This window comes from Salmonella sp. 741265116_PST, from assembly GCF_046567715.1.
GTDB lineage: Bacteria > Pseudomonadota > Gammaproteobacteria > Enterobacterales > Enterobacteriaceae > Salmonella > Salmonella enterica.
Genome location: NZ_JBKFPH010000005.1, coordinates 141,669 through 153,242 on the forward strand (window position 1 = coordinate 141,669; position 11,574 = coordinate 153,242).

Annotated in this window: 15 protein-coding genes and 1 tRNA gene; 10 read left to right on the forward strand and 6 right to left on the reverse strand. The window is 51.1% G+C overall.

The window, feature by feature from the left end:
• Positions 1 to 6 precede the first annotated feature (6 nt).
• From yjjG to ACLD11_RS05740, 3 genes are read right to left on the reverse strand one after another with little or no spacing between them, the layout of a single operon-like run.
• On the reverse strand, positions 7 to 684 hold the full coding sequence (yjjG, locus tag ACLD11_RS05730) for a pyrimidine 5'-nucleotidase (RefSeq protein WP_000870686.1): 678 nt from the start codon (positions 682 to 684) through the stop codon (positions 7 to 9).
• 21 nt (positions 685 to 705) lie between these two features.
• A complete protein-coding gene (gene rimI, locus ACLD11_RS05735) occupies positions 706 to 1,152 on the reverse strand; it encodes a ribosomal protein S18-alanine N-acetyltransferase (RefSeq protein WP_001092434.1) in 447 nt (148 codons plus the stop codon).
• Positions 1,097 to 1,534 (reverse strand): DNA polymerase III subunit psi, encoded by a 438-nt coding sequence (locus ACLD11_RS05740; protein WP_000203996.1) that lies wholly within the window; start codon positions 1,532 to 1,534, stop codon positions 1,097 to 1,099. Before ACLD11_RS05740 ends, rimI begins: the two co-directional genes overlap by 56 nt.
• A gap of 102 nt (positions 1,535 to 1,636) precedes the next feature.
• On the opposite strand from ACLD11_RS05740, the gene rsmC reads away from it, so the two are divergent.
• The gene (gene rsmC / locus ACLD11_RS05745; protein ID WP_023219088.1) at positions 1,637 to 2,665 is read left to right on the forward strand and encodes a 16S rRNA (guanine(1207)-N(2))-methyltransferase RsmC; all 1,029 of its coding nucleotides are present in this window, start codon (positions 1,637 to 1,639) and stop codon (positions 2,663 to 2,665) included.
• 190 nt (positions 2,666 to 2,855) lie between these two features.
• Positions 2,856 to 2,942, forward strand: a tRNA-Leu gene (locus ACLD11_RS05750).
• A 31-nt stretch (positions 2,943 to 2,973) separates the two neighbouring features.
• On the opposite strand, the gene ACLD11_RS05755 is transcribed toward ACLD11_RS05750, so the two are convergent.
• The gene (locus tag ACLD11_RS05755; protein WP_000941877.1) at positions 2,974 to 3,210 is read right to left on the reverse strand and encodes a DUF1435 domain-containing protein; all 237 of its coding nucleotides are present in this window, start codon (positions 3,208 to 3,210) and stop codon (positions 2,974 to 2,976) included.
• Between the two features lie 250 nt (positions 3,211 to 3,460).
• Between ACLD11_RS05755 and ACLD11_RS05760 the strand changes: the two genes are divergently transcribed.
• The 3 genes from ACLD11_RS05760 to ACLD11_RS05770 all read left to right on the forward strand — a co-directional run bounded on the left by ACLD11_RS05760 (position 3,461) and on the right by ACLD11_RS05770 (position 6,043).
• Entirely contained in the window at positions 3,461 to 4,525 is a 1,065-nt protein-coding gene (locus ACLD11_RS05760; RefSeq protein ID WP_411014655.1) for a GGDEF domain-containing protein, read from the forward strand.
• 120 nt (positions 4,526 to 4,645) lie between these two features.
• Positions 4,646 to 5,434, forward strand: a complete 789-nt coding sequence (fhuF, locus tag ACLD11_RS05765; RefSeq protein ID WP_183059834.1) for a siderophore-iron reductase FhuF — start codon at positions 4,646 to 4,648, stop codon at positions 5,432 to 5,434.
• A 150-nt stretch (positions 5,435 to 5,584) separates the two neighbouring features.
• Positions 5,585 to 6,043: a YbaK/EbsC family protein gene (locus ACLD11_RS05770; protein WP_000058276.1), complete on the forward strand. Its 459-nt coding sequence runs from the start codon at positions 5,585 to 5,587 to the stop codon at positions 6,041 to 6,043.
• Between the two features lie 50 nt (positions 6,044 to 6,093).
• Here the strand turns inward: ACLD11_RS05770 and bglJ are convergent, their stop codons facing one another.
• A complete protein-coding gene (bglJ, locus tag ACLD11_RS05775; protein ID WP_000431546.1) occupies positions 6,094 to 6,768 on the reverse strand; it encodes a DNA-binding transcriptional activator BglJ in 675 nt (224 codons plus the stop codon).
• Positions 6,729 to 7,454: a response regulator transcription factor gene (locus ACLD11_RS05780; protein ID WP_000936659.1), complete on the reverse strand. Its 726-nt coding sequence runs from the start codon at positions 7,452 to 7,454 to the stop codon at positions 6,729 to 6,731. Before ACLD11_RS05780 ends, bglJ begins: the two co-directional genes overlap by 40 nt.
• A gap of 711 nt (positions 7,455 to 8,165) precedes the next feature.
• Between ACLD11_RS05780 and ACLD11_RS05785 the strand changes: the two genes are divergently transcribed.
• From ACLD11_RS05785 to ACLD11_RS05805, 5 genes are all read left to right on the forward strand, one after another.
• Positions 8,166 to 8,942 carry a threonine/serine exporter ThrE family protein gene (locus ACLD11_RS05785; protein WP_001674846.1) on the forward strand — a complete coding sequence of 259 codons (777 nt, stop codon included), beginning with the start codon at positions 8,166 to 8,168 and terminating at the stop codon, positions 8,940 to 8,942.
• Positions 8,933 to 9,406: a threonine/serine exporter gene (locus ACLD11_RS05790; protein ID WP_000511329.1), complete on the forward strand. Its 474-nt coding sequence runs from the start codon at positions 8,933 to 8,935 to the stop codon at positions 9,404 to 9,406. Before ACLD11_RS05785 ends, ACLD11_RS05790 begins: the two co-directional genes overlap by 10 nt.
• A 92-nt stretch (positions 9,407 to 9,498) precedes the next feature.
• Positions 9,499 to 10,038, forward strand: coding sequence for a primosomal protein DnaT (dnaT, locus tag ACLD11_RS05795; RefSeq protein ID WP_000098573.1), 540 nt, complete (start codon positions 9,499 to 9,501; stop codon positions 10,036 to 10,038).
• A gap of 2 nt (positions 10,039 to 10,040) precedes the next feature.
• Positions 10,041 to 10,778 carry a DNA replication protein DnaC gene (dnaC, locus tag ACLD11_RS05800; protein WP_000799924.1) on the forward strand — a complete coding sequence of 246 codons (738 nt, stop codon included), beginning with the start codon at positions 10,041 to 10,043 and terminating at the stop codon, positions 10,776 to 10,778.
• Between the two features lie 57 nt (positions 10,779 to 10,835).
• The gene (locus ACLD11_RS05805) at positions 10,836 to 11,327 is read left to right on the forward strand and encodes a DUF2501 domain-containing protein (RefSeq protein ID WP_024797791.1); all 492 of its coding nucleotides are present in this window, start codon (positions 10,836 to 10,838) and stop codon (positions 11,325 to 11,327) included.
• Positions 11,328 to 11,574: the final 247 nt, after the last annotated feature.

Genomic DNA, 11,574 nt, shown 5'->3' on the forward strand with positions numbered 1-11,574 from the left:
AGGCAATCAGTGTTTACACAGGAGCTGCTCCAGTTCGCTTAATGACGCCACAGTCCAGGTTGGATGGATACCCGCGGGCTGCTCGCGATGATGCGCGTTAAGCCAGCAGGTCGACAGTCCGGCGTTAATGCCGCCAAGAATATCGGACTCCGCGGTATCGCCAACCATTAATACGCGCGAGCGGTCAGGATTCCCCGCCTGCTCCAGGGCGTAGTTAAAGATTTTCGGATCGGGCTTCGCGACGCCAACCTGCTCGGAAATCACCAGCAGATCGAAATACTCGCGCAGCCCGGTGCGCTCCAGACGAGTTTGTTGTAGCGCGGTAAAACCGTTAGTAATAATACCGATTTTAGCCTGCCCGCGAATCGCATTAAGTAGCGAAACGGCGCCCGGCAAAGGAGAACAGATCTCCGCCATCGCACTAATAAAAGCGTCATTCAGCAGCCCCGGCGCAACGTTTAGCCGTTCAGCCCAACTTTGAAAGCGCGCGTGCTGCAATTGTAATGAAGTAATCGCGCCGTTCTGATAATCCACCCATAGCGGCTTATTCACGGCCTGGTAATCCTGGAAATCCTCAGCGGTAAAGGTGACGCTATAGTCAAGGAACATCCGCTGTAAGCCGGTGAAAGAATCAAACGTAAACAGCGTTTCATCGGCATCAAAGAAAATCCAGTCCCACTTCATCATTACACCTTGCCTCTTTTATTACATGCTTATCGGTAACGCCATGATGATGGCGTCCTCATGCCCTTGTGCCGTGGGATAGTAATTGCGGCGAATCGTCGCCTCGTTAAACCCCAGACTTTCATACAGCGCGATGGCGGCAGCGTTAGAGGCGCGTACCTCCAGCCATAGCGTTACAACCCCACGTTTTTCCAGTTCATCAATCAGATGCTCAAGCAGCATACGCCCCAGCCCCCGACGCTGAAAATCCGGATCGACGGCAATATTAAACAGCGTCGCTTCGTCCAGCACCACCTGTGTAATGGCAAACGCGGCCATTCTGTCAGCAGCAGTCAGCTTAAGGTTGAGATACCGTTCGCCCTGGTTGCCGAAAAACGTTTTTTCGCTCCACGGAAACGCATGAGCGCGTTGCTCAATCTGCCAGGCTGCGGGGAGATCGGTCGTGCTGAGGATAGAAATCGTGTTCATGTTCGCAGATTTGTTGCCATAGTGCGGCGCGTGCCGCCGGGTTTGCCCGGAGTTCATTAAACGCCGGCGTCGTGACCTGAGCGCCTTCGAGTTGGAGCGGCGCGTCAGTTCCTAACCGCCAGCTATTACAACGGCTGCCCTGCGGCAGCATGGCGACGCGCTCAGGCGCCAGGGGTAAAACCTGATCGGGACTCACGGTCAACGCGCGTAAAATATCGCGCATTAGCGGCTCGTTCAGCGCGGGTAATTCCTCTGCAACCACGATCAGACGAACGTGCGCGGGAAGGGAAATCGCAATCTCGCCCTGTAGCGCGCCAGGACGTCGCAGCGCCCACTGCGTAATACCCAGTTGCTGTAACTGCCAGTCTCGTCGGGATGTCATAGCGAAACGCTCCTGTAATCAGGGGCGCAAATATAGCAAATCTGTCGAATCTCCGCCATCAAACTACTATAATCGCCGCCAGTCTGAATTAAGGAGCATTCCATGTCTGCTTTTACCCCGGCAAGTGAAGTCTTGCTGCGCCACAGTGATGATTTCGAACAAAGCCGTATTCTTTTTGCCGGAGATTTGCAGGATGACCTGCCCGCGCGCTTTGAATGCGCCGCCAGCCGCGCGTATACGCAACAGTTTCACCACTGGCAGGCGTTAAGCCGCCAGATGGGCGATAACGTCCGTTTTAGCCTGGTCGCGCAAGCCAGCGATGTCGCTGACTGCGATACGCTGATCTACTACTGGCCGAAAAATAAACCCGAAGCGCAGTTCCAGTTGATGAATATTTTGTCGCTGATGCCGGTGGGCAGCGATGTTTTTGTTGTGGGTGAGAACCGCAGTGGCGTACGCAGCGCCGAACCGATGCTGGCGGACTATGCGCCGCTGAACAAAGTAGATAGCGCGCGACGTTGCGGCCTTTACCATGGTCGTCTGGAAAAGCAGCCGCAGTTTAGTCTTGAATCCTGGTGGGCCGAGTACAACATCGACGGGCTGACCATCAAAACGTTGCCGGGCGTATTCAGCCGCGACGGACTGGATGTTGGTAGCCAACTGCTGCTGTCTACGCTGGCGCCGCACACCAAAGGTAAAGTGCTGGATGTCGGCTGCGGCGCTGGCGTGCTTTCCGCCGCGCTGGCCAGCCATTCGCCGAAAGTGCGCCTGACGCTGTGTGACGTCAGCGCTCCGGCGGTGGAAGCCAGCCGCGCCACGCTTGCCGCTAATGGTCTTGAAGGCGAGGTATTCGCCAGCAACGTCTTTTCGGAAGTCAAAGGACGTTTTGACATGATCATCTCCAACCCGCCGTTCCACGACGGAATGCAAACCAGCCTCGATGCGGCGCAAACGCTCATTCGCGGCGCAGTGCGCCATCTGAACAGCGGCGGAGAGTTACGCATCGTGGCGAACGCCTTTCTGCCCTATCCTAAGATTCTGGATGAGACTTTTGGCTTCCATGAAGTCATCGCGCAAACCGGGCGCTTTAAGGTTTATCGTACTGTGATGACCCGTCAGGCGAAGAAATAGTTGGCCTGATAAGCGCAGCGCCATCTGGTTGCATGTGCCGGATGGCGATGCAAAGCGTCTTATCCAACCTGCGTCTCGCGCCCATTTTTGCAGCAATCAATCTATCCCATGCAATTAACTATTGACGAATAGCTGAAAACCACTAGAATGCGCCTCCGTGGTAGTGATTCTTTTCAAGAATCGATGGTATGCGAAGGTGGCGGAATTGGTAGACGCGCTAGCTTCAGGTGTTAGTGTCCTTACGGACGTGGGGGTTCAAGTCCCCCCCCTCGCACCAATTATCTTATCCTTCCTTTGTCTCTTCATTTTCATCCCTGATTCCAGTTCATCATTGCCAACATCATGCCGCCAATAAGCGCCATACACGATGGCAACAGTACAAAATGCCGTAATTGTTTGTGATACAACATCAGTGCAGACAGTAGCAATCCTGATACAATCAACAGCTTCAGCGCATCAGCTGACAGGCCGATAAACGCCAGTCCAACGATAATCACTCCAGGCAATAACACGCCCCATCCGCTGCCTAACGTCCGCTGCAACATGGTTTCACCCCTGGAATTGATAATGATAACCAATATCATATGATATATTTTCTCATTTGTCAGCCAGGGAGAAAGCTAAAGAGATGAGTTTTACTTAACGGTTGATGACACGTATTCAGTAAGGTGATAAATTGTCCGACTGTTAACGTAAAAACAACAACACCTCGCTTTAGGCGACCTTTTCTCATACGTTATTTTCATGTTGGCGCCCGATTCCGTGTATATCACCGATAAATAACGACAATTACCCATGACAACACCATCCTGGCGGTCGCTTCGTATTAAGAAGTATCAGTTTTCTTTACGTCTTTTCTTGTTTCTCAACGCCGTGTCGGCGCTATTTACTCTCGTTTTCCCCCTTTATCAAATCAATGTATTTTGCACGCCAATGATAGGGATAGTGGTCCTGAGCGTATTACTGTTGATATGGCATGGGAAACATGGACAAAAAAGAATTAATCTCCCCTTTATCTCCCTACTCTTTGGGGGAATATGGGCGGCGCATATTGCGCTAAAGTATCCGGCGTTAGGCCATTATGATTTCTCTTTTTTACTGATTTCCCTGCTTAGCGTTCTGTTTATCGGCTCGATAGCCTTTGCCGCGAATATCGTCGCGTTTACGCTCTATTCGCTACCGCCAGTCGCGGTCTGCCTGTGGCTGAACGGTAATGAACAAGGTTTGCGAATTCTCTATTTGCTGGCCCTGCCAATGGTGGGAATCGCTATTCAACATGTTATCCAGAAACGCTACGATAATTTTGCCCAACAGCTCATGTTTAAGCTGCTGGCCGAGCGGGAAACCCTCAATGGCCTGAGTATGCTTGATCCATTAACCGGCTTATATAACCGCCGTGGCCTGCAAAATCGGCTGGATACGTTACAGGCGCCGGGCAGCCATGAACACTACGTCCTGCTATTGGATATCGATCATTTCAAAGCGTACAACGATCACTACGGTCATATGATGGGCGATCAGGCGTTAATCCGCGTCTCAGCGGCAATTCGGGACGCCGTGCGATCGCGCGATGTCGTCTGCCGTTTTGGCGGGGAAGAATTTCTGGTGTTGCTGACCACCGCCGAACCACAGCAAGCCCGCGCTACCGCAGAACGTATCCGACAGGAAGTATACGATCTTAAAATCCCGCATATGTTTAACGAAAGCGTCGCCACCAATGTCACTATCAGTATCGGCATTGCGCCCCTGACGGATCGCAATATCGGAGACGCTATCGAAAAAGCGGATAAAGCGCTCTACGAAGCCAAGCATCTTGGACGTAACCACATTCTGGTCAGCGACGACATGCGCGCCCTATGAATCCTGTTGGCGTAATCGTGCTACGCCAACAGCGTTAACCATAAACCGCTTGCCATCGTTTATCGCTATCGATAGGATTAGCAATCATTATCATTTAGATTAACATCATTAAACTGCGCTATGGCCTACCGTTCCGCACCGATTGCTGACGATATTATCTGGCGAGCCGCTCCCCAGCCGGAAGACGCCTCGCTGGCGGACGCAGTACGCGAGACGATCGCCTCTACCCGTGAGCACCTGTTGAACTTCATTCGGCTGGATGAAACGCCGCCGCCAACGGCGATGACTCTTGCCCAGTGGACGCGCCCCGCGACGTTTCGTTCATTGCTGGCCGCCTATTCCGATCACATCTATCGCCACACGCCAGGCCTGCCACGTGAAAATAAGCCGTTACTCTCCCTGTGGGCGCAATGGTATATCGGGCTGATGACGCCGCCGCTGATGCTGGCATTACTGACGCAAGCGCGCGCTATCAATGTCTCGGCAGAACATATTCACGTTGAATTTCATGAAACCGGGCGCGCCGCGTGTTTCTGGCTTGATGTGCATCAGGATAACCTGACAACGGGGCGTTCCCCGGAAGAACGAATGGAAACGCTGGTAGTCTCCGCACTACAGCCGGTCATTCAGGCGCTGGAGGCGACTGGCGACATCAACGCGAAACTTATCTGGAGCAATACCGGTTATTTAATCAACTGGTATCTGACTGAGATGAAACCGCTGCCTGGCGAAGCCCTGCTGGCAACGCTACGCCAGCGCTGTTTTTTTGAAAAGCAGCTATCCGACGGTCAGGATAACCCGCTGTGGCGGACCGTCGTAATGCGCGACGGTCTTCTGGTACGCAGAACCTGCTGCCAACGTTACCGCTTACCTGACGTACAGCAGTGCGGCGACTGCACGCTAAAGTAAACCGCTTTACGTTGCCTTCAGTTATCGTCACGGCTTACTGCTGCTGGCCTGTCACATTATTATATTTACAGCGGCGCTCTCCGTATGCCAAATTACGTTTTGCCATTTTTGGGTCTACCGTGGCTATTGGTAAGGTCTCAGGAGAGAAGAATGAGTCTGCAATCTGTACGGCAATTTCTGGCCGATCATGCTCCCGATATTGAAATTATCGAATTAAATCAAAGTACAGCGACTGTCGAACTGGCAGCCAAAGCGCACAACGTAGAGCCAGGGCAGATAGCTAAGACGCTCTCGCTTAAAGTAAAAGACACCATTATCCTGGTGGTCGCGAAAGGCGATGCCCGCCTGGATAATAAGAAGCTTAAAACCACTTTCGGCGCAAAAGCCCGTATGTTGAGCAGCGATGAAGTGGTCAATGCAACCGGACATCCTGTCGGAGGCGTATGTCCCTTCGGGCTGGAGCACCCGCTGCCCGTTTATTGCGATATATCTCTGAAGGGGTATAACGAAGTCTTGCCTGCCGCAGGCGCCACGCACAGCGCGGTACGCATCACGCCGGAAAGAATGGCTGAACTGACATCGGCGACCTGGGTAGACGTGTGCCAATAACGTGCCTGACACCCGGATTCCCCGAACAAGCACGGCGCATCCGGCACGGGCTATACCCGATGCTGGAGCGCGGTAGCATCTCCGGCGCGCAGATATAACAGAATATCCGCCGCATCGAGTAACCCGGCATCAGAACTCACGCCCAGCTTGGACATCACATTAAACTTATGCGCCCGGATAGTCTTAATGTTACGTTCTAACTGGACGGCAATTTGCGGCATTGAGTAGCCGTTCGACATAAAACGCAGAATCTCCCGCTCGGTTGGACTAAGCATACAATTCTGGTGAAGTTCCCAAAGATTGTCTGTACGCTCCGTTGTCCGCCGGGCGCTATTAAGCGATGTAAATAAGGCATCCTGTAAAACATCCAACGGAGACGCTTTGCTGATGACTCCATCCAGCGGCAGCGGGGATAGCGCGCTGATTAAGCGGGCTTCAGCATCATCATCGGCAATCACCAGACGTCGCATATGGGGATAATTTATCGCCAGTTCCGTCAGGCTGGATAATCCTGTCCGGCGTTCAGTTCTTAACGCAGAAAGAGAAAAAATAACGGCAGAAAACGGCGTCTTTAGCGCAGCCTTATAAAACGCGGATGGTTTTGAAAAAATATGAAGCGTATGTCGGCAATCCGGCATTGCATCAAATAGCCCTTTAATACCAATGGTGCTCATCACGCATTTTTCTACGAGCGCAACATTTCTCTTGCTGATTCTGTTTTCCATTCCATGGTTTCTCCATATACCGAAGGTAGGTTCAATTCTCTGGCTCCCTGAGAACTGTTTATCCATGCATACATCTCTGCATTACTGTGTATTGATAAGCGTCGCATGGCGCTATTTTTTTGGGCGCTAATTGTTTTATTACTTTTTTTAAGTAATGCCGCAATTTGGTTAATGCCCCACCCTTTTCCTAAAAGGCGTAATACTTTTCGTTCAGACAGCGTAAGGACAATCGGCCTGTCGTGGGACTGCTGAATTTCAGACGGTACCTGAGGCGATAATAACGTTTTGCTTATTCTTTCTGAACGAGCGTTTCCCGCATGGATAACGCTAATAAGATTCTCGATTGGCTCTTCGTCTGAAAGCAAGGTGCTGACGGGGCCCATCAGGAGATCAACCGCATGTGGATAGCTGGATTTAGGAACCAGAAATACCCAATGTATGTCGCGATATTGCGAGAGTAAGCTATAAAAATATTCGCAGATAGCACGGGGAGAGGCATTGTTAACTGCTAAATCAGCAATAACTAAATTACTTCGACGTAGTTGTAGCAGCGTTAGCTCTTCTATCGTACGGCAATACGCCAGTTTATAATCGGGGAAATTACCTGTTATAGCCCCTTTAAGGCCTTCCTGTATAAGGGGGGTTTTACTGATAATAAGTCCATTTTTGCAGCATCCTGGCAGCATAATTCCTCCGCACCCACGCCGCCCCTTTTCATTGTCCCATTAATAAAAATACTATTAACAATGAGCGCAAAGAAATATAAGCCGAGTGGATTAATTATCCTTGTTTTATTTTTAAAAATATAACATTGATTGCGCTACAATCCACATAGCACAAAAACATGAAATCACTATCGCATAGTTACTCATAAAACCAGAAGCAAGACAATTAAATTAACTAAATTTGCACATTAGTAATTCTAACGAAACTCATCATATTAATAAATTTAAAATATGAGTTCGTCCTTCATTCATATTGCTGAATCCTGAAATAAAAGCCCAACAATACTGACTGTCACCCATAAAATCCATGTAATATCTGCAAATTACACTAAGTCACGCCTATTTTTACACCTGCTTCTCACGCCATTGTTGTAAAACGATTAATGCATATCGTTGATAAAATTCACCACATCATTGATTCAAAAATGAACGGCCAGGCTGGCATAATGTCTCTATTCTGGAAACGGACATACGAGAACCGTCGCCCATAAGGATATCCTGCCTGTGACGAAGCGCACGTCTCAGAAAGCTTATGCGTTGCGTCTGGCGGTTGACGTTTTTATCAACAAGAAATTGATCTTAACCAACGCCATCATGCCTGCGCTTCGTGTTAAAAAGGAAGCCTCTGTCATAGTGGCGGCGCATAAAATGTCTTTTCGGACAGGACGAGTCATGCAAGAAGAGCAATCAATTCAACGAGCAGTAACACGGTTATGTATTCAATGCGGGCTGTTTTTATTGCAGCACGGGGCGGAAAGCGCACTGGTTGATGAGCTTTCCACCCGCCTCGGTTTGGCGCTCGGTATGGATAGCGTCGAAAGCGCGATCTCCTCTAACGCCATTGTCCTGACGACCATTAAAGACGGACAATGTCTGACATCGACACGTAAAAACCAGGATCGCGGCATTAATATGCACGTCGTCACGGAGGTTCAGCATATCGTTATCCTCGCGGAACATCGTCTGCTGGATTACAAAGGCGTGGAAAAACGCTTTAGCCAGCTCCGCCCGCTGCGTTATCCGCGCTGGCTGGTGGCGTTTATGGTCGGTCTCTCCTGCTCCTGCTTTTGTAAGCTGAATAATGGCGGCTGGGATGGCGCGGTTATCACCTTTTTCGCCAGTATGATAGCCATGTATATTCGCCAGATGCTGGCGCAGCGGCATTTACATCCGCAGATCAATTTTTGCATTACCGCCTTTGTCGCTACCACGATTTCCGGACTGATGCTCACCCTTCCCGCCTTTAGCCAGACGCCCACTATCGCCATGGCGGCGAGCGTACTGCTACTGGTGCCGGGCTTTCCGCTGATTAATTCCGTCGCAGATATGTTTAAAGGACATATTAATACCGGGCTGGCGCGCTGGGCTATCGCCAGCCTGTTGACACTGGCCACCTGTGTGGGCGTAGTGATGTCAATGACAGTATGGGGGCTACGAGGATGGGTATAATCGACTTTTTACTGGCGCTAATGCAGGACATGATCTTGTCTGCGATCCCCGCCGTCGGGTTTGCGATGGTCTTTAATGTTCCCCACCGGGCACTTCCGTGGTGCGCGCTACTGGGGGCGCTGGGTCATGGCTCGCGTATGCTGATGATGAGCGCTGGCTTTAATATCGAATGGTCGACGTTTATGGCTTCGCTGCTGGTCGGCAGTATTGGTATTCAGTGGTCACGCTGGTATCTCGCTCACCCTAAAGTGTTTACCGTCGCGGCCGTGATCCCGATGTTTCCGGGGATTTCCGCCTATACCGCGATGATTTCCGCAGTAAAAATTAGCCATCTGGGCTATAGCGAACCGATGATGATTACGCTGCTAACTAATTTTCTGAAAGCCTCTTCCATTGTTGGCGCGCTCTCAATTGGCCTCTCTGTACCGGGATTATGGCTGTACCGCAAACGCCCCCGCGTGTGATCGGTGGAACGCCGCCTGCTGTTCTTACAGGTCTGTGTGGTACTATAAAAACAGTCGCCCTTCTCGGTTGTTGTTCCATATTGAGAAACATTATGTCTTCCAGAATTTTAACGTCGGACGTCATCGGTATTGACGCCCTTTTACACGATCATCATGCTGTGCTGGCGAAGTCAACGGGCGGCGCGGTAGCGGTATTCGCTAATAATGCGCCTGCGTTTTATGCCGTGACGCCTGCACGCATGGCTGAACTGCTGGCGCTTGAAGAAAAGTTATCACGTCCGGGAAGCGATGTGGCGTTAGACGCGCAATTTTACGAAGAACCCGAAGCCGCCCCCGTGGCGATTCCCTGCGGAAAATTCGCCATGTATCCCGCCTGGCAACCGGATGCGGATTTTCAGCGTCAGGCTGCCCTTTGGGGCGTGGCGCTTCGGGAGCCGGTCACCGCAGAAGAGCTGGCGGCGTTTATCGCCTACTGGCAGGCGGAAGGCAAGGTTTTTCACCATATCCAGTGGCAGCAAAAGCTGGCGCGCAGCGTGCAAATCAGCCGTTCCAGCAATGGCGGAATGCCGCAGCGCGACATCAATAGCGTCAGCGAACCTGACAATCATATTCCACCAGGTTTTAGGGGGTAACGATGAAAAATGTTGGCGACCTGATGCAGCGTCTACAAAAAATGATGCCTGCGCATATTACACCGGCGTTTAAAACGGGCGAAGAACTGCTGGCCTGGCAGAAAGAGCAAGGCGAGATCCGGGCGGCGGCGCTGGCGCGGGAAAATCGGGCGATGAAAATGCAGCGCACCTTTAACCGTTCCGGCATTCGACCGCTGCATCAGAACTGCTCGTTTGATAACTATCGGGTTGAGTGCGACGGACAAATGAACGCGTTAAGCAAAGCCCGACAGTACGTTGATGAATTTGACGGCAATATCGCCAGCTTTGTCTTTTCCGGCAAGCCGGGAACCGGTAAAAACCATCTCGCCGCGGCTATTTGTAACGAGCTGCTGCTGCGCGGAAAGTCGGTACTGATTATCACCGTAGCGGATATTATGTCAGCGATGAAAGACACGTTCAGCAATCGGGAAACCAGCGAAGAGCAGTTGCTTAACGATCTGAGTAACGTTGATCTGCTGGTGATCGACGAGATCGGCGTGCAGACCGAATCCCGCTATGAAAAAGTGATCATCAATCAAATTGTCGATCGTCGTTCCTCGTCAAAACGTCCCACCGGCATGTTGACGAACAGCAATATGGAAGAGATGACGAAAATGCTTGGCGAACGCGTCATGGACCGTATGCGTCTCGGCAACAGTTTATGGGTTAATTTTACCTGGGACAGTTACCGCAGCCGGGTGACAGGTAAAGAGTATTAAATTGCAACGTGCTCCAGGGCGAGACTACGCCTGGCAGGCATAACACAGGTGATTACCATGAATACAGCGAAACATGTTCTGTGCTGCGCGGCGGTCGCCTGCGTACTGTTTTCCACCAGCGGTATCGCCGCCTCCTGGCAGGATTCGCTTTCCAGCGCCGCCAGTCAGTTAAGCGCTCAGGGCGCGAACTCACAGCAGGGCGGGATGTCGCTTTCGGCGCTAACCGGTCTGCTCAGCAACGGCGCCCAGTCGCTCAGCGCCGATAATATGAATAATGCCGCCGGTATTTTGCAGTACTGCGCCAAACAGAAGCTGGCGTCCGCTACCAACGTGGAAAACGTTAAAAATCAGATTCTGAACAAGTTGGGGTTGGATACTACACAGCAGGAGCAGGACACTAACTACCTGAACGGCCTGCAAGGGTTGCTCAAGACGAAGGACGGCCAGCAGTTGAACCTCAATAATATCGGCAGTACGCCGCTGGCGGAAAAGGTGAAAACCAAAGCTTGCGATCTGGTGTTGCAGCAAGGGCTGAATTTCCTTTCCTGACTGCGTTTTTCTGACCGTGCGCCACGCTGGGACGTCCTGATAAAAGCCGTGTTTTGGCCCTTTACCCGCCAGCACGGCATTAACCCGACTTTTCCTTTCGTCTTTTCCTGTTATTAACCGCTATGTCAGGAAGTGATGCCGATCAAAAAAACAACTTTCTAAACTCATTCTAAATAATAGCGCCGTGTAAAGTCATTAGAATTGCAGCAATGTGACATCGCTATTACATTGTTAGAAATTTTTTCCT